Here is a 17,356-nt window from a genome sequence, read left to right as displayed (position 1 = left end):
ATCTGACGTCTGGTGGCCTGCGAATGGAGACAGCCTAAGGTTAAAGGAATTTAAATTCCATTTAATATATAAATGAAATATAAATTCTTTGAAGTTGATCATGTTTTGCCATGACGTTATCGACCAAATGATAGATAATGATAGAAAAACATCATACTTTTCATCGATGACGACGATGCGAATCGCGTAGTTCAATCCTGCCGGGATAAAGCGCGTTGTGTTCCTCAATCCAGGGAGAGGTCAGACGACGCACCGCATCGGGCACCAGTTCGGAAAAGGGTTGGCCGCAGGTGGTCAGGCAATAGCTCTCCGATGCGGCCAGTTCAATCCCGTCAAAGCCAACAATTCCCATCAAACCTGAGGCATTTGCTGCCCGCAACGCTTCAATTGCCCCGATGGCCAGAACGTCATTTTCGCAAAACAGGGCGTCAATTCGACGGTCTGCACTGGTCTGATTTAAATAGTGAGCGAGGGTATGATAGCCGCTGGCTCGCTGATAATGATTGGCATGCAGCATGGTGATACGCGCTTCATCAACGCCCAGTGCCAGCAGACGGTCGCGGTAGCCGTCAAAGCGTAAGAGCTGGCTGGAGTCGGTATCCGGGCCTTTCATGTAGCCAAAGCGGCAGAAGCCTTCACCGTGCAGCAGATCGGCCATAGCAACGCCAGCCTGATATCCGTCAGTGGTGACCACCTGAATATAAGGATGAGTACTGCTGCGACCTATCTGTACCAGAGGGATGTGGTGAATATCCTGCGCCAGACGAATAATTTCTTCGCTGAGCAGCGTTCCCATAAACAGCAGTCCGTCAACCTGTAGCTGGTCTGCGAGGGTCAACAGCCCTTCATCGCGCTGGCTGATATTCAACAGCAGAGCAAGATATCCCCGTTGCTGCAGCTGCCGGGTCACTTCGTCCAGCAGCGGCATCAGGTTTGGATTGTGCAGCTCATCAACCACCACGCCGATGATGCGCGAGCTTTTTTTGGACAGACTGCGGGCCAGCAGGTTAGGGCGATAGCCCAGCGCACTGGCGGCGGCCTTCACGCGCTCCAGGGTCGCCGGTGAGATGGATGCACCGTCGGTGAACGCCCGGGATACCGTCCATTTTGATACGCCTGCTCTGTGAGCGACATCGCTGGCGGTCACTTTTCTCATCGGCGCTTTAGGTAAGTTTTTTTTCTGCATGGTGAGCCGTAACCCGCTGTTCTCAGTGTGGAAAAGAATCTGAACCCGAAAATTTTTCGACAGTATAGCAGGCCGGTAGCGATATCTGCACTCGGGTGCAAATATTCCGCTACAAGTGAAAAGGGGGCCAGACAGCAAGTCGGGAGCTAAAAATGGCGTGATTTGACAGAGGGAACGACGAGTCACTCATCGAAGGTAAAACGCCGGTGTCGTGGCTGAAATAGCACGCAAGGCACTGAACAGGGGCGGAAAACCGCCCCAATCAGACGGATTAGCCCGGATAGATACCGCGATCTTTACGCGCCATCAGAATACGTTCACAGGCCACAATATAGGCCGATGTACGCAGGCTGCACTCTTTCTCACGCGCTTTGTCCCAGACGTGGATCATCGCCTCGGTCATGATTTTATCCATGCGTTCGTTTATTTCGTCTTCGCTCCAGAAGAAACTGGCCATATCCTGAACCCACTCAAAGTAGCTGACGGTTACCCCACCGGCGTTGCAGATAACGTCAGGAACCACGGTAATGCCGCGTTCGGCCAGTACGTCATCCGCCTCCGGGAAGGTCGGGCCGTTGGCACCTTCAAGCACCAGGCGGCAGTGCAGCTTCTCGGCACGCTGGCGGGTGATTTGACCTTCCAGCGCGGCCGGGATCAGAATATCCATTTCCACGTCCCAGAAAGCGTCATCGCTAATCACGTCAGCCCCGGTGAAGCCGGCGATTTTTTTATGAGTGGCCTGCCATTCGGTGAGTGCTGCCAGATCGATACCCTGAGCGTTAAACAGCGTTGCGGTGTGATCCTGAATCGCGACCACGCGGCCACCGGCGCTGGCAAACAGGCGAGCGGCCTCGCTGCCAACGTTACCAAAGCCCTGTACGGCAACTCTGGCGCCTTCCAGCTCTATACCGCTGCGGCGTGCCACTTCACGGCCTGTAATAAATACGCCGCGCCCGGTGGCTTTTTCACGGCCCAGAGAGCCGCCAAGGTGGATCGGCTTACCGGTTACCACGCCGGTAATCGTGGTGCCGTGATTCATGGAATAAGTATCCATCATCCAGGCCATCACTTTGCCATTGGTGCCGACATCCGGTGCCGGAATATCTTTCTGTGGCCCAATAATCAGACCGATTTCGCTGGTGTAACGACGGGTCAGACGCTCCAGTTCGCCTTCCGACAGGGCGAAAGGATCGACGCGAATACCGCCTTTTGCGCCGCCGTAAGGCAGGTTTACCGCCGCGCATTTAATGGTCATCCAGGCGGAGAGTGCCATCACTTCATTCAGGTCGACGTTCGGGTGATAGCGCACACCGCCTTTACCCGGCCCGCGTGAAAGGTTGTGCTGCACGCGAAAGCCTTCGAAGTGACGAATAGTCCCGTCATCCATCTGGAGTGGAATATCAACAATCAGCGCACGTTTCGGATGGCGCAGTGTGTCGATCCAGCGCGACAGTTCGCCAAGATAGGGGGCCACGCGATCGATTTGCTGCAGGTAGGTTGACCAGGCTGTCTTGCTGCCTTCAGATACGTAAGATAGCTTTTCCATAACAAACCTTTATTTTATTAGCACCGCTTCGCCTGAGATGAGAATGCACCGGCGCGGGGTGCTTAGTTATAACTACTAATTACCGTGGATTGCTCAGGACATCTCACTGAGCTGCCATCAATTTAACACCAAAAAAAAGTTTCAAACTTATTAAATAATTGTAAATTGCTCCGTTTTGGTGCAAAAAAACCACCTGAAACTGCATAGTTACCCTCGGCATTCGGGCAGAGTTGCTTAACCGGCGGTTTTCAGCTGATAGTTATGCAGGTAAACTGCATATTGCCATTTTTATTATATTTTTCAGAAATTTGAATGCGATCATACTTTGGTGTTGATGCCCGCCGTGAGTGTTGAATCACATTGAATAAACATCATGCCGCCCAGATTCAGGAGAAGAAACTATGTTAACGGACGCTGAAAGCCTGAAGCAGAGCTTTCCACTGTTAAATGAGTTATGCGCACTACAACCCGTCACCTGGTTCAACCCTCGCTACACCAGCATGCAGGAAGGTTATCCTCACGTAGGGCTGAGTGCTGAACAGGTAGCCGATGCGGCCGCAAGGCTTGAACGTTTTGCTCCCTGGCTGGCCATCGCTTTTCCGGAAACTCAGGCCAGCGGCGGCATTATCGAATCGCCGATCTGTCCACTGCCCGAGCTGCAAGCGGTGTTAGATGCGCGTTATGGCCAGCAGTTGACGGGCGCTCTGTGGCTAAAAAAAGACAGCCATCTGCCGGTTTCCGGGTCAATTAAGGCGCGTGGCGGTATTTATGAAGTGCTGGCGCATGCCGAAAAGCTGGCAATTGAGGCTGGATTGCTCACACCGCAGGCTGACTACGTTCGCCTGGCAGAGCCTGAATTTCGCCAGTTCTTTGGCCAGCACCGTATCGCGGTAGGTTCCACCGGTAATCTCGGTCTGTCGATTGGTATTATCAGCGCCGCACTGGGATTTGACGTTACGGTACATATGTCCGCCGACGCCCGCGCCTGGAAAAAGCAAAAACTGCGCAGCCACGGCGTGACCGTGGTGGAGTACGAGCAGGATTACGGCGTTGCGGTGGCGGAAGGGCGGCGACAGGCCGCTTTGGACGAGCGCTGTTTCTTTATTGACGATGAAAATTCGCACAATCTCTTCATTGGCTACGCGGTTGCGGGCGATCGGCTTAAACAGCAGCTGGCCGAGCAGCAGATCGTTGTAGATGCGGAACATCCGCTGTTTGTCTATCTGCCGTGCGGCGTCGGTGGTGGCCCGGGTGGGGTGGCGTTTGGCCTCAAGCTGGCCTTTGGTGACAGCGTCCACTGCATTTTTGCAGAGCCAACTCATTCACCGTGCATGCTGCTTGGCGTACATACCGGTTTGCATGATGACATTTCAGTGCAGGACCTGGGCATTGATAACGTTACGGCGGCAGACGGGCTGGCCGTGGGGCGCGCTTCCGGCTTTGTTGGTCGGGCGATGGAACGGTTACTCAGCGCCTTTTATACACTGACTGACGAAGAGATGTATGCACTGCTGGGCCTGACCGAGCGGCATCAGCAGCTGGCGCTGGAACCGTCGGCGCTGGCCGGTATGGCTGGCCCGTGGCGGCTGACGGCGCAGAGTGAGCAACTGGAAAAACAGGGGATTTCCGCGCGGGCGCTGGCGGGCGCAACGCATCTGGTGTGGGCGACAGGTGGTGGCATGGTGCCGCCGGATGAGATGGCGAAGTACCGTGTGGCGGCCGCATTAGCGCTTAAAGAGTAAACAATCATCGTCTTCAGAGTAGTCGGTCGGGCGATAAGCGTGCATCCGTGCTTTGCCTGGAACGGAAGAAACGGTATTCTAGCGCCGAAAAAGTTTCCTAAATTGAGGTCGACATGATTATTAAACCACGCATTCGTGGCTTCATCTGTGTTACTGCCCACCCGGCGGGTTGTAAAGCTAACGTAGAAAAACAGATCGAGTACGTTACTGCTCAGGGCGAGATCGCTTCCGGCCCGAAAAAAGTTCTGGTCATCGGCGCCTCAACGGGTTACGGCCTCGCAGCGCGTATTTCCGCTGCATTCGGCTGCGGTGCCGACACGCTGGGCGTGTTCTTTGAACGCCCGGGCGAAGAGAGCAAACCAGCCACCGCCGGCTGGTATAACTCCGCAGCATTCGAAGAGTTCGCTACTGCTAAAGGTCTGTATGCGAAAAGCATCAACGGCGACGCTTATTCTGATGCCGTTAAGCAGAAAACAATTGAACTGATCAAACAGGACCTCGGTCAGGTTGATCTGGTGGTGTACAGCTTGGCCGCGCCGCGCCGTACCCATCCAAAAACCGGTGAAGTGTTCAACTCCACGCTGAAGCCAATCGGTAAATCACTGGTCACCCGTGGTCTGAATACCGATAAAGAAACCATCAATGATGTGGCGCTGGAACCGGCTTCACAGGAAGAGATCGAAGGCACCGTCGCGGTGATGGGCGGCGAAGACTGGCAGATGTGGATCGACGCACTGCTGGAAGCCGGCGTGCTGGCTGAAGGCGCAAAAACAACGGCCTTCACCTACCTGGGCGAGAAAATCACCCACGATATCTACTGGAACGGTTCTATCGGCGAAGCGAAAAAGGACCTGGACAAGCGCGTTCTGACCATTCGCGACACCCTGGCTGCTCACGGCAACGGCGACGCGCGCGTTTCCGTGCTGAAAGCGGTTGTCACTCAGGCCAGCTCCGCGATCCCGGTAATGCCGCTGTATCTGTCACTGCTGTTTAAAGTGATGAAAGAGAAAGGCACCCACGAAGGCTGTATCGAGCAGGTTTACGGTCTGTTCAAAGACAGCCTGTACAATGCATCACCAATTCTGGATGAAACCGGTCGTCTGCGCGCTGACTACAAAGAGCTGCAGCCGGAAGTACAGGAAGAAGTGACGCGCCTGTGGTCCGTTGTGACCGACGAGAACCTGAACGAGCTGACCGATTTCGCCGGCTATAAAGCTGAGTTTATGCACCTGTTCGGCTTCGGTCTGGAAGGCGTTGACTACGCGGCTGACGTTAATCCGGACGTGAAAATCAACAATCTGGTGCAGATGTAATTCCTGCCCGGATGAATGAACGGAGCAGCGACTGAGTTTTTAAGCGCGCTGCTTCATTCAGCGTGATCAACCGCCATCGGTAGCCGATGGCGGTTTTTTTTGCCCCATATAAAAGTATCGCCAGCCAGCGTATTAGCAATCAAAGATAGTGCGTATCAGAATTTATTAAAAATCCACGAGCTTTAAGGTGGTGTAAGTAGATAATTTGCGACATTTTTTGCTATTATCACTGCGCTTCCTTACAGATGAAAACTCGCAAAGTAAAACTAAGCCTGTTACGGGGCTTTAACTGTGTGCAACGGACGGATTTTGCACTGTTACCTCTTTCTCCTGCGCTAGCAGGAATGCAATCTGGTGATGATATGAATAAATTAGTTCCGGCGCTGATGATGGCTTTTTTAGTCACGGGTTGTGCTGTTCATCCGCAGCCTCGAATTGCCCCACCGCCTCCGCCACCACAGCCGGTTGTTGAAAAACCAACCCTGAGCGCATTCGATGCGCGCGTTGGGCAGTGCCGTGATGAGCTGGACGCACTCCAGTCCTATAACGTCTCGGTTTATCAGCAGTACCGTCAGCGTTTCGACCGCATCAACGGCCAGTTGAGCAAATATATGGAAATTCGTGGCAAAATTGGCAGCGACATTGACGATATCGCCTTACCAAAATATCAGTTCAATCTGCGCAATCTTTGCTTCGATATCCGCAGCGAACTGACTCGCCAGATTGTTAAAGAAGCCTGATAGTCGACGCGGCAGCATCATGCTGCCGCACTGCTTACTGGCTGTTCTCCCGCGTATAAAGCACAAATTCAATTTTGCCGTCGGCGTACTCGTGCGGTTCGTTTTGCTGCTCCAGATATTTCAGCATCAGCGTCATTGAGCGCTGCGCCATCTCCCGCGTGTTTTGATCGAGCGCCAGTGCCAGCGCATCCTGCGCCAGCAGCGAGCGTGTGGTGGGATACAGTTCATGGGTGATAAAGACCGTTTTATTTAGCAGCCGATAGCGCGCCAGCGCCTCGCCAATTTCGCGATTTCCCAAACCGGTATTGTAAACCCCGTGAATCGTTTTGCTCTCGTACAGCTGCTGCTCCAGCAAGCGGCTGACCTGCTGGCGGTCGTCCAGTGCCGCCAGCGCTTTATGCACCCGCAGATGCGGAAACTGACTGGCCAGTACTGCGCTGAATCCCTCCACCCGCTGCCGGTGCGCCAGGTAATCCATCCGCCCGCTGATGATAATCACCTCACCCGGTCCGGCGATCATTTTTCCAATCAGCAGCCCGGCGGTGCGCCCGGCCTGTAGCTGATTAATCCCGACGTGGCACAAACGCTTCGCCCCTGGCAGGTCGGTCGCCAGCGTGATCACCGGGACGTTGCGCTGGTAACAGTGCTCAAGTGCGGCATAGATCGCCGGATGCGCGTGGGCAAAAACAATAATGCCGTCGCGCTGCTCGCTGGCCTTGACGATCTGCGCCGCCAGCAGTTCGGGGTTATCTTCGGCGATCAGCGTGCGGTGCAACGTTACCTGACCGTAGCCGAGCTGACCGGCAAGATTGCTAAAGTCCTGGCTCAGCTGGCTGAAGAAAAAGGCATCGCTGCTGCTCAGCAGCAGGGCGATCTGCCACGGCTGGCGGTGTGCGTCCGGCAAAATACGCTTCAAACCCGCTTCTCGTGCCGCCTGCAGAACCCGGCGCGTCGTGGCCGGGGAAACTCCGCCGCGCTCGTTAAGTACCCGATCGACAGTAGCAACGCCCACGCCAATCTGCTTTGCCAGCTCCTCCAGCGTGATCTTTGTCACTTATTCCTCCGCATGATGGATTTCCATCAAAAAGTCGATTCAGCCAGTATATTCACTGGCGCTATCCTGGCAATCGAACACTGATGTTTAACCTATAAAGGCGTCGCAAAATGGTACAAAAACGTAAGTTTGCTCTGCTGGGCACCGGATTTATCGGCCAGGTTCATGCTAAAAACCTGGCGGCCCACCCGGATATTGAACTGGTCATGGTGGCCGATCAGGATCGCAGCCGCGCCGATGACATTGCCAGCCGCGACGGTGCGCGCGTGGGCAGCGTAACGGAGGCGATTAACAGTGATGCCATCGATACCATCCTGATTGCGACGTCAACGCCATCACACGCGGAGTTCCTGGCCGCATCGGCGGCAGCCGGGAAGGCGGTGTACTGTGAAAAACCTATTGACCTGTCGCTGGATAAAGCCCGCCGGGTTGTGGAAGAAGTCGCACGCCATCCGGTCCCGGTGACGGTCGGCTTCAACCGCCGCTTCGATCCCAGCCACAACCAGCTGAAACAGCATTTGCAGCAGGGGCTGATTGGGAAAGCGGAGCTGATCCAGATGGTCTGCCGTGCGTCTGAGCTGCCGCCGCTGAGCTATCTGCAAACCTCCGGCGGCCAGATGCGCGATCAGGCCATTCATTTCTTCGATCTGCTGCGCTGGCTGACCGAAGATGAAGTTGAAACCATCGGAGCCATGGGATCGGCGCTGGCGATGCCGGAAATTGCCAGTTTCGGCGATGTTGACACCTCGGTGCTGATGATGAAAATGCGCAGCGGCGCACTGGCACAGCTGGATAATACCCGTCGCACCGGTTACGGCTATGACGAGCGCATTACCGTACTGGGTTCGCAGGGGATGTCCGACTCCGCGGCACAAAGTCCGCAGGGTGCAACGCTTTACAGCACCTCCGGTATCAACCGACCACCGCTGTATGCCGACTGGTTCAACCGCGTGAAAGAAACCTATTATCTGCATCTGGATGCATTTGTCCGCTCGCTGAACGGCGAGGCAGTATCGGTGCCGGGTCTGCACGACGGGCTACAGGCGCAGGCGATTGCCGAAGCGGCGGTTAAATCGCTGGAAACCGGAACCTTCTGCAAGGTGGAGCAGCTGTAAAATATGGCCGCAGCCGATCGCCGCGGGCGGTCGGTTTCATCCTCTTGCTTTCATCGTACAGACCATTTTTCTCACGCGTAGCAGATCGAACAAAGAGTCACTCCTTTGCTATATGCTAATGACGATCGCTGCAAAGGGCATGTCATCAAAAAATACCCTTACGCAGTGAATCGGCCATTACCGGAATTGAAAAAGCCGCCAGAAACGAAGGCGGCTTTTTTTTGATGGCTGTCAGATGCTGAAACTACTTCTCTTCGTTAAACACCTGACCAATCTGCCGACGCACTTCATCCATTGCCGCCAGCGTATCAATAGACGCAGAGAGCGGGCGAACCGGCGACTCAGTTTTACCCTGTCCCACGCACCAGGCGAAGTGAACGGCTTCATGGAACAGCTGGTCGTAGCGATTACGCGGCTCATCGAAGTGCAGTACTTTTCCCCCCTGACTTGAGGTGAGGGTAAACGGCCCCGGCGCGTAGAAGGATGCGCCGCCGATCTCCAGCGTGGCATCACGTCCGGCAATCACCGCCGCGCACGGCGTATTACTGAACAGGGTGGTATTCAGCACAGAGTGCATGCCGTTGTTGTGGGTCAGCAGCATTGAGGTCTGACCGTTCACACCGCCCGGCACCTGCTGCCCGGTGGCGTGGATGGACACCGGCGCACCGGCGACTTTCACGCTGAAGCCGATCAGATAGCTGCCGAGATCCATCATCGGCCCGCCCGCTAAATCTGCGTTGAAGATACGGTGATCGGGGGTGAAAAATTCACCGTGGTCGGCAAGCAGGGTATGCAAATCCCCCAGCACACCATCCTCCAGCAGCTGGGTGATAATGTCGTATTTTGGCAGGAAGTCGCACCACATCGCTTCCATACACAGCAAACCTTTAGCTTTTGCCAATTCGGCCAGGCCACGCGCCTGCTGCGCGTTGAGCGCCAGCGGTTTTTCAATCAATACGTGCTTACCAGCGTTCAGCGCCTGTAGTCCGTCGGGGTAGTGATGGTTATGCGGTGTAGCGATGTACACCGCATCAATATCCGGTGAGGCCAGCAGCTCGGCGGCACTGCCAAAAGCCTGCGGAATGCCCATTTTGCTGGCGAAGGCGCTGGCCCTGTCCTGCGAACGGGAGGCTATCGCCACCAGCTGCTGCGAGGTGAACTCTTTCAGCGCGCGGGCAAAGCGTTCGGCAATCCAGCCCGGGCCGATAATGCCCCAGCGCAGCGAGGGAACGGCGTGGGGATCGAGCGTACGGGCCTTGGGTAATGAAGACGGAAACATGGCAGCTCCTGATTATTATGTGTAGGGCATCAAGCAGATTGAGTGGCCGCCGGGCGGCGCTATTTCACTATAGTCAGCGGATTTTACGGGGGAAACCGCTTTTATGATGGAAATCCATCAATTTGCTGAGGCAAGCCGCGATTAATAATCTTTAAGCAAAAACAGCGCATTGCGCGCTGTTTCGGGATGGGAAATGAACGGTTGAATTCAAATCAGATTGAATCGGTCATCAGGTTTAAGCGGTGGCGGTAGCGCTTCATTGTTCATATCGCGCAGGGTGCGTTCGATGGTATTACAAATGGCATTCAACGGCAGATCGTTGGAATCGACGCCAAACGGGTCTTCCAGCTCTTCCGCCAGCGATTCCAGCGACAGGAAGGTGTAGGAGATAAACATCGACACTACCGGCGTCATATAGTGCAGGTCGGTGACCAGCGCAAAGGGCAGCAGGGTACAGAACAGATACACCGTGCGCTGAAGTATCAGGCTGTAGGCAAACGGGATCGGCGTGTTGCTGATACGTTCGCAGCCGCCCAGCACCTGCGACAGGGTATTCAGATTATGGTCAATGCCGTTATATAGCAGGTCGGAGATCGCACCGCGATCGCGCTGCTGCGCCAGCCACTCGCCGAGGGCGAGCAGCAGCCGGTTAGCGCGAAACGGGCTGTTGAGCACCTCATTTTGCCAATCGGCAGGGAGCAGACGCCGGATATCGTCACTGCTGTCCGTGCCGCGCAGCTGATGTTTCAGCGCCCAGCTAAAGGCCAGCAGCAGGGCGGTAAATTCGGCCACCGCCGCCGGATCGCGACGCAGCGCGCCTTTAGCCTGACGCAGCAGCGAGCGGCTGGTAATCAATAGCGTTCCCCACAGCGTACGTGCCTCAACGAATCGGGCATAGCTGGCGCTGTTGCGAAAACCGAGGAAGATCGCAATCGCCACACCCAGCAGGCTGAACGGCGCGGTGGTCAGATGCACGCCCAGCGTTTCGTACCATTGCAGGCTGATTACCGCAATAATCGACATCAGCAGATTCAGGCCAAGGCGAAACATAATTTTGGACAGCACCGCGCCGCGCCAGGAAAACAGACGGCGGAACCAGTGCTGATGGGGACGAACGATCATGGCAATATTTCCAGTGAGTTAGACACAAAGCGGCAATGCAAAGCCAATATTGATATTTAAATCTGCGGCAATTTTATGGAAATCTGAAGGCATATCTTATTACCACGGATTACCACGGAGTTAGCTTATGAGCCAGATTGCACGCCGGATTAAACTCGGCCTGATGTTACAGGGAGCAGGTGGTCATATGAATGCCTGGCGGCACCATAACGTACCTGCTGACGCCAGCGTCAATGTTAACTGGTATCACCAGCTGGCGCATCAAGCAGAAGACGCCGGACTGGATTTTTTATTCGTTGCCGACGGTTTGCACATTAATGAGAAGTCGCTGCCGCACTTCCTTAACCGCTTCGAACCGATTGCGCTGCTCTCCTCGCTGGCCTCGGTCACGCACCGGATCGGCCTGGCCGGGACCATTTCCACTTCGTACAGCGATCCCTTCACCGTTGCACGGCAGGTAGCATCGCTCGATCTGCTCAGCGGCGGTCGAGCGGGCTGGAACGTGGTGACCTCGCCGCTGGAAGGATCGGGGCGCAACTTTGGCCGCGCACATCCGCAGCATTCAGAGCGCTATCGCATTGCCGAAGAGTATTTACAGGTGGTGCAGGGGCTGTGGGACTCGTGGGAGGATGACGCTTTTATTCGTGACAAGCAGAGCGGCGTGTTCTTTGATGCCTCAAAACTGCACGCGTTGAATCATAAAGGCGAATACTTCTCGGTGGCCGGGCCGCTGAACATTCAGCGTTCGCCGCAGGGACAGCCGGTCATTTTCCAGGCCGGTGCCTCCGATACCGGTATTGCTCTGGCGGCCAAAACCGCTGATGCGGTGTTTACTAACGCCCGCACTCTGGAAGAAGCGGAAAGCTATGCGCACAAGCTGGACGCTGAAGCTCGTGCTCAGCAGAAACCGACCCCGGGAATTTTCCCCGGCATCACGCCGATTGTCGGCAAAACGGAAGCCGAAGCGGAAGAAAAATACCGCTATCTGCTGTCGCTGCTGTCGCTGGACGATGCCCTCAGCTATCTGGGGCGCTTCTTCGATCATCATGACTTCAGCCAGTACGATCCTGACGGTCCGTTCCCGGAACTGGGCACGCTGGGAGAAAATACCTTCCGTTCAACCACCGATCAGATCAAGCGGCTGGCGAAAGAGGAACAGCTGACGGTGCGCGAAGTGGCCTATCGCACCACACTGCCGAAGGGGGAATTCTTTGGTACGCCGGAGCAGGTGGCGGACACCTTTATTCGCTGGGTGGAGCAGGGCGGAGCCAGCGGTTTCATCATCTGTGGTCCGGTACTGAACGAGGCGCTGGAAGACGTGACTCGTTATGTGCTGCCAATTCTGGCCGAACGCGGCTACTGGCAGCAGGACGATCGCACCACGCTGCGCGAGCGGCTGGATTTGCCGGTGCGCGAAAACCGTTATGCGGGAAGCGCTGAACAGCAGCTGACTCACGCAGGCTGATTTTTTAACCCGCGTAGCAGTTCAAGCAGCCAGCGGCAGGCATCGCGCTGGCTGTTTTTCTGCCAGCTGTAAATTTTGACCGTGTAGCGCGGAATGGCAAACGGCAGCGGATGGATTGCGTACTCCACGCTGTGCTGCAAACGCTCGGCGGCATAGCGCGGAATGGTCATCAGCAACGGGCTTTGCGCGATGATAAACGGTGCGCCGAGTACCGACGGCATCCGCAGAGCAATATGTCGTTCCAGCCCCAGCAGCGCCAGCTCGCTATCGATATACCCCGTTTCCTCATTCCACGGAGTGACCACCAGATGCCGGGCGGCAATATACTGCGCCAGGTCAACAGGCCGATCCGCAGGGAAAAAACGCGGCGAGGCGATCACCACGTATTCATCTTCCATCCAGTCCATTTCGTCAATGTCCGGCAGCCGGCGATCGTGGGTCTCGCTGAATCCTAATGCGAAGTCCACCCGCCCGGCCATCAGTTCGTGCAGCGCCACTTTCTGTTCGCTGTGAATCAACTGAAAGCGAATCCACGGTGCGAGCTGCTGGACTTTCGCCATCAGCGCGGGGAACAGACTGAAGGTGGTGAAGTCGGTGACCGCAAAGGTGAATTCGTGCTGGCTGGTTGCCGGATCGAAGCGGGGGCGTTTCTGCACGCTCTGGTTAAGCTGCGACAGGCTGTTATTTACCGATTCCGCCAGCGCGGTGGCAAAAAGGGTGGGCTGCATTTCGTGGCCCACCCGGTAAAACAGCTCATCGCCAAGATGGCGGCGGAGGCGGCTTAGCGCATGGCTCAGCGCCGAATTACTCAACGCCAGCTCCTCCGCCGCGCGAGCGACCGACTGGTGTCGCCAGACCGCGTCAAATACCAGCAGCAGATTGAGGTCGAGGTTACGTAAATTTGGATGCATAAAATTCACTATATACTGATAACAATGCACTTCATTCATCCGAGATTAGCGGGTATTCTGCCCGCCATCAACTCAATGTAAGACGGGAATATCCATGAAACTTGTTATCCGCCGCGCTGAACGCAGCGATGCCGCACTGATCCTCGCGATGATCGCCGAACTGGCCGAATACGAAAAAGCGCTGCATGAAGTGATTGCCACACAGCAGGATATTGAGCAGACGCTGTTTGCTGATGACAGTAAATCGGAAGGGCTGATTTGTGAGATCGATGGCGTCCCGGCGGGCTATGCGGTGTTCTTCACCAGCTACTCTACCTGGCTGGGGAAAAACGGTATTTACCTGGAAGATCTGTACGTTTCACCGTGTTTTCGCGGACAAAAGGCCGGGAAGCAGCTGCTGCGCCACATTGCCAAACTGGCGGTAGAACGGGGCTGCGGTCGTCTGGAGTGGAGCGTGCTGGACTGGAATCAGCCCGCCATCGATTTCTATAAAAGCATCGGTGCAGCACCGCAGGACGAGTGGGTGCGCTACCGCATGGAAGGCGCGGTGCTGACGGACTTCGCCGCCTCCTGATCGCCCGTTATTCCTGACTGGCTGGTTCGCGGCCTCAACCTTATTAAGCCAGCCGGCAACCAGTCACTCAGCTTAACAGCCCCGCCAGAAAGCCAGCCCGCTCTCTGGCTCAATCGTATCGATTCTCCGCAGATTCAATCGACTTAACGTACCCGCAGAGTGAGAAGCTTCAATAATTCAGCAAGTTTCGCTGTTTTTCCGTCACTTAACGCCGCTTTGCATCCTCCCGACGCTATCTTCATCACCCTGCGGTGAAGCCATTCTGTAATCGCGTATCGAACCCGGCCTCATATTTAAGTTAATTATCACTCATTCCTTTTTTATTCTTATTATCAATTGGTTGCCTGGTAATGACGGGCTGGCGCTTCTGCTCCATTGCACACTTCAATGACAACGCAACGTTTTTTGAGCGAAAAAGTTCCGCGACAAATTGTAAATAATTATTAATTTGAGATTGATAATGGTTATCATTTATATATGATGTCGCAAAATATAAAGATTCACCTGCAATACCCTTTTAGATTCGTTACACACCCGTTTGTACAGGAAGCCGATGCCGGGCAAATACCAATAAAATAGATCAGGGTATTTGACATGCTCAAATTTTCATCCCGCAGGGGATTGCTGCAGACGTCTCTCGTCATGGGAACGTTTTTTACCGCTGCCGTTAACGCCGCAGAAGCGCCTTCTGCGCAAAACGACGTGGCGACCAGCGCTAACACCAGCCAGAAACAGAATCTGGTCAAACCGGTTAAAAACAACGAACCGGTAATGACCGTGACCGCCCCGGAGATCAAAAAAGTCGCCGGGACTAAAACCACCATCACCGCTGACGAGCTGCAAAAGCGCGGCAGCAACGATTTCGGATCGGTGATGCGCAACCAGCTGGCGATTAGCGCCACCGGTTCCAGCGGCGGCTCTTCCGACGGTAAAAGCGGCTTCGACCGCGGCGGCTACACCGGCTACAACATTCGCGGCCTGGAAAGCAACCGCGTGGCGCTGGACGTTGACGGCATTCCACAGCCGGATGCGACCGGCCGCAGTTACGCCAGCCGTGCGGGCGTGAACACCTTCGGGATTGGCCGCGACTACATCGATCCTTATGTCTACGGGCAGATCGATATCGTTGCCGGTGCCACCGAAACCTCCTACGCCAACAACGCCATGGGCGGCTCCGTCTCCTTCCAGCCGAAATCTGCAGATGATTATCTGCAGCCGGGTAAAGATACCTATTTCGGCTATCAGAGCGACTACGATTCTTCCAGCCGCAGCTGGCACAACGGCATTACCGCTGCCGCAGGCGATCAGACCATGCGCGGCCTGATTGCCTACAGCCGCCGCGACGGTCAGCAGACCCGCAATAACAGCGGCGTGCATGATGCCTACCCGGCTAACTGGCACTCCGACGCGCTGTTAACCTCGGGCATCTGGCAGCCAAACGACGAGCACAAATTTACCGGCGTGCTGGATTTCTACAGCAAGGTTAAACACACCAACTACGACAGTTGGAACAGCAGCGGTTCTGCGATCCTCGGCCCGGCCAACCAGCAGAGTAATACCCGCCGCTGGGGTGCTTCGGTGAAGGATGAGTGGACGCCGTCGAGCCAGTGGGTTGACAGCCTGACCACCAAAGCGTACTGGCAGAAGACCGAAGCCCATGACAACACGCTGATGCCGGATGAAATGACCGGCAACATGCAGCGCGTGTACTCCGACTACAATGTGAAAACCTGGGGGCTGGAAACGCAGCTGGCGAAAACTCTGGGCCGTCATAACCTGAGCGCCGGTCTGAACGGTCGCATCAGCGATGCAGAACGCCCGTTCAGCCAGTCTCCGGCACCGGGTCCGTTCAGCGTGGTGATGAAGCCGCAGGGCGACAGCCGCACCACGGTACTGGGTGGCTTCGTGCAGGACGATATCCAGTTCGATCTCAGTGGCCACAACTTCTCGGTGGTGCCAGGCGTACGCGTGGCCCATCAGGAAACCAAACCGCAGAATCTGGATAATCTGACCGCCAACAGCACCGCGCTGAACGGCGCGTCGGTGGAAACGCTGTACGGTAAAACTAATAAAGATACTCAGGTGCTGCCGTCAATCAGCTTCAACTACGATCTGACGCCAACCCTGATGACCTATATCCAGTACAAGCGCGGCGCGCAGTTCCCGAACGCCAGCCAGCTGTACGGTTCGTGGAACCTGGGTTCAAGCTATGCCGGTCCGCAGCAATATGCATTGATTGGCAATACCGATCTGGATACGGAAACCAGCAACAACTTCGAGTGGGGCGTGAAGGGTGAAGCGGTTGAAGGCGTAACGCTGAACACCTCGCTGTACTACAACAGCTATAAGAACTTTATTGCCTATTCCCGCTACCGTCGTGCGGCGAACCCGGACAAGTTCGTTAACGTACCGTCTAATATCTACACCACCTATCAGGCTGAAAACCGCGATAAGGCTTATATCTGGGGCGGTGAGATCAGCACCAAAGTTAACTTTGGTACCTGGTTTGAAGAGGTTAACGGCCTGAGCGCTAACCTTGGCGTGGCATACAGCAAAGGTCAGTCGAAGTCGAGCTACAACGGCGACAAGTACATCGATCTTGAAAGCGTTGCACCAATGAAAGCGATTGTTGGCGTGGCGTGGGACGATCCGGCCCAGCGTTACGGTGCCGCAGTGACCGCCACCTTTGTTAAGGGCAAGCAGGCTGAAGCCACCAACCGCGAAAGTTACACCAACGTGGGTACGCCAATCACCGATTCCACCGCAGAATATATGCGCGTGCCGGGCTACGGTATGGTGGATATGACCGCATGGCTGCGCGTGAGCAAAAACGTGAAGCTGAGCGGCGGCGTATATAACCTGACCGATCGTAAATACTGGGATTATCTCAGCAGCCGTGAGCTGACGGAAAGCACCGCGCAGGATGGCTACGACAATGCACTGGCCGTTATGCCGGGCCGCAGCTTCCAGCTGGGTGTAAACGTCGATTTCTAATCGTTGTTAGTACCGCATTAATACTCAACCCCGCGTTTACACGCGGGGTTTCTTTTTGTGGGGAAAAAATAGAAATAGTTAATTGCGTGTCGTAATAAGATTTATTACTGATAGTTTCACCTGAACTTGATTTGTTCTTATATTAAGAACGTTCTTATTTCTATCTTTTATCGACAGGCTTTGACCGTGCGGATAATCTTAATTTTTTAAAAATCCTGTACAAGGCGGAATCCGGAGGGTAGTTTTTCATTTTTCACGGAGACGCTTACCTTCAGAGTCAATTCATCATCAGTCTCTGTCAATAAGGACTGAAAA

The 17,356-nt window shown here is 55.1% G+C and carries 13 protein-coding genes; 7 read left to right on the top strand and 6 right to left on the bottom strand.

The genetic code is table 11. From position 1 onward, the window contains the following. Positions 1–160: 160 nt before the first annotated feature. Positions 161–1,186 carry a LacI family DNA-binding transcriptional regulator gene (locus tag OMR58_RS18470; protein WP_200544778.1) on the bottom strand — a complete coding sequence of 342 codons (1,026 nt, stop codon included), beginning with the start codon at positions 1,184–1,186 and terminating at the stop codon, positions 161–163. Between the two features lie 271 nt (positions 1,187–1,457). Beyond that, positions 1,458–2,732, bottom strand: a complete 1,275-nt coding sequence (locus OMR58_RS18465; RefSeq protein WP_200544779.1) for a Glu/Leu/Phe/Val family dehydrogenase — start codon at positions 2,730–2,732, stop codon at positions 1,458–1,460. 401 nt (positions 2,733–3,133) lie between these two features. Between OMR58_RS18465 and OMR58_RS18460 the strand changes: the two genes are divergently transcribed. The 3 genes from OMR58_RS18460 (at position 3,134) to OMR58_RS18450 (ending at position 6,527) form a co-directional block, all read left to right on the top strand. Next, positions 3,134–4,474 (top strand): D-serine ammonia-lyase, encoded by a 1,341-nt coding sequence (locus tag OMR58_RS18460; protein WP_264546631.1) that lies wholly within the window; start codon positions 3,134–3,136, stop codon positions 4,472–4,474. 113 nt (positions 4,475–4,587) lie between these two features. Continuing rightward, positions 4,588–5,787 carry an enoyl-ACP reductase FabV gene (fabV, locus tag OMR58_RS18455; RefSeq protein WP_200558728.1) on the top strand — a complete coding sequence of 400 codons (1,200 nt, stop codon included), beginning with the start codon at positions 4,588–4,590 and terminating at the stop codon, positions 5,785–5,787. A 362-nt stretch (positions 5,788–6,149) separates the two neighbouring features. Beyond that, positions 6,150–6,527: a hypothetical protein gene (locus tag OMR58_RS18450; RefSeq protein ID WP_200558731.1), complete on the top strand. Its 378-nt coding sequence runs from the start codon at positions 6,150–6,152 to the stop codon at positions 6,525–6,527. A 34-nt stretch (positions 6,528–6,561) separates the two neighbouring features. On the opposite strand, the gene OMR58_RS18445 is transcribed toward OMR58_RS18450, so the two are convergent. Then, positions 6,562–7,581 carry a LacI family DNA-binding transcriptional regulator gene (locus OMR58_RS18445; protein WP_264546630.1) on the bottom strand — a complete coding sequence of 340 codons (1,020 nt, stop codon included), beginning with the start codon at positions 7,579–7,581 and terminating at the stop codon, positions 6,562–6,564. 110 nt (positions 7,582–7,691) lie between these two features. Here OMR58_RS18445 and OMR58_RS18440 point away from each other — a divergent pair, with 110 nt between their 5' ends. Next, positions 7,692–8,696, top strand: coding sequence for a Gfo/Idh/MocA family oxidoreductase (locus OMR58_RS18440; RefSeq protein WP_264546629.1), 1,005 nt, complete (start codon positions 7,692–7,694; stop codon positions 8,694–8,696). Positions 8,697–8,940: 244 nt separating this feature from the next. On the opposite strand, the gene OMR58_RS18435 is transcribed toward OMR58_RS18440, so the two are convergent. Both OMR58_RS18435 and OMR58_RS18430 read right to left on the bottom strand, forming a co-directional pair. Next, on the bottom strand, positions 8,941–9,975 hold the full coding sequence (locus tag OMR58_RS18435; protein ID WP_264546628.1) for a Gfo/Idh/MocA family protein: 1,035 nt from the start codon (positions 9,973–9,975) through the stop codon (positions 8,941–8,943). 207 nt (positions 9,976–10,182) lie between these two features. Further along, on the bottom strand, positions 10,183–11,097 hold the full coding sequence (locus OMR58_RS18430) for a bestrophin family protein (RefSeq protein WP_200546355.1): 915 nt from the start codon (positions 11,095–11,097) through the stop codon (positions 10,183–10,185). 127 nt (positions 11,098–11,224) lie between these two features. On the opposite strand from OMR58_RS18430, the gene OMR58_RS18425 reads away from it, so the two are divergent. Continuing rightward, positions 11,225–12,562: an LLM class flavin-dependent oxidoreductase gene (locus OMR58_RS18425; RefSeq protein WP_264546627.1), complete on the top strand. Its 1,338-nt coding sequence runs from the start codon at positions 11,225–11,227 to the stop codon at positions 12,560–12,562. On the opposite strand, the gene OMR58_RS18420 is transcribed toward OMR58_RS18425, so the two are convergent. Further along, positions 12,550–13,485: a LysR family transcriptional regulator gene (locus OMR58_RS18420; RefSeq protein ID WP_264546669.1), complete on the bottom strand. Its 936-nt coding sequence runs from the start codon at positions 13,483–13,485 to the stop codon at positions 12,550–12,552. The two genes, OMR58_RS18425 and OMR58_RS18420, sit on opposite strands and share 13 nt — an antisense overlap. A gap of 82 nt (positions 13,486–13,567) precedes the next feature. Between OMR58_RS18420 and OMR58_RS18415 the strand changes: the two genes are divergently transcribed. Both OMR58_RS18415 and OMR58_RS18410 read left to right on the top strand, forming a co-directional pair. Further along, positions 13,568–14,047, top strand: a complete 480-nt coding sequence (locus OMR58_RS18415) for a GNAT family N-acetyltransferase (RefSeq protein ID WP_264546626.1) — start codon at positions 13,568–13,570, stop codon at positions 14,045–14,047. 594 nt (positions 14,048–14,641) lie between these two features. Then, the gene (locus tag OMR58_RS18410) at positions 14,642–17,041 is read left to right on the top strand and encodes a TonB-dependent receptor domain-containing protein (protein WP_264546625.1); all 2,400 of its coding nucleotides are present in this window, start codon (positions 14,642–14,644) and stop codon (positions 17,039–17,041) included. Positions 17,042–17,356: the final 315 nt, after the last annotated feature.

Origin of the sequence: Erwinia sp. INIA01, from assembly GCF_025947915.1 — a bacterium.
Lineage (GTDB): Bacteria > Pseudomonadota > Gammaproteobacteria > Enterobacterales > Enterobacteriaceae > Erwinia > Erwinia coffeiphila.
This window is presented reverse-complemented; position numbering and strand designations above follow the sequence as displayed.

Coding starts and splice junctions, on each gene's coding strand:
- OMR58_RS18470 (WP_200544778.1), bottom strand. CDS start 1,186: ATGCAGAAAAAAAACTTACCTAAAGCGCCGATGAGAAAAGTGACCGCC.
- OMR58_RS18465 (WP_200544779.1), bottom strand. CDS start 2,732: ATGGAAAAGCTATCTTACGTATCTGAAGGCAGCAAGACAGCCTGGTCA.
- OMR58_RS18460 (WP_264546631.1), top strand. CDS start 3,134: ATGTTAACGGACGCTGAAAGCCTGAAGCAGAGCTTTCCACTGTTAAAT.
- fabV (WP_200558728.1), top strand. CDS start 4,588: ATGATTATTAAACCACGCATTCGTGGCTTCATCTGTGTTACTGCCCAC.
- OMR58_RS18450 (WP_200558731.1), top strand. CDS start 6,150: ATGAATAAATTAGTTCCGGCGCTGATGATGGCTTTTTTAGTCACGGGT.
- OMR58_RS18440 (WP_264546629.1), top strand. CDS start 7,692: ATGGTACAAAAACGTAAGTTTGCTCTGCTGGGCACCGGATTTATCGGC.
- OMR58_RS18435 (WP_264546628.1), bottom strand. CDS start 9,975: ATGTTTCCGTCTTCATTACCCAAGGCCCGTACGCTCGATCCCCACGCC.
- OMR58_RS18430 (WP_200546355.1), bottom strand. CDS start 11,097: ATGATCGTTCGTCCCCATCAGCACTGGTTCCGCCGTCTGTTTTCCTGG.
- OMR58_RS18425 (WP_264546627.1), top strand. CDS start 11,225: ATGAGCCAGATTGCACGCCGGATTAAACTCGGCCTGATGTTACAGGGA.
- OMR58_RS18415 (WP_264546626.1), top strand. CDS start 13,568: ATGAAACTTGTTATCCGCCGCGCTGAACGCAGCGATGCCGCACTGATC.
- OMR58_RS18410 (WP_264546625.1), top strand. CDS start 14,642: ATGCTCAAATTTTCATCCCGCAGGGGATTGCTGCAGACGTCTCTCGTC.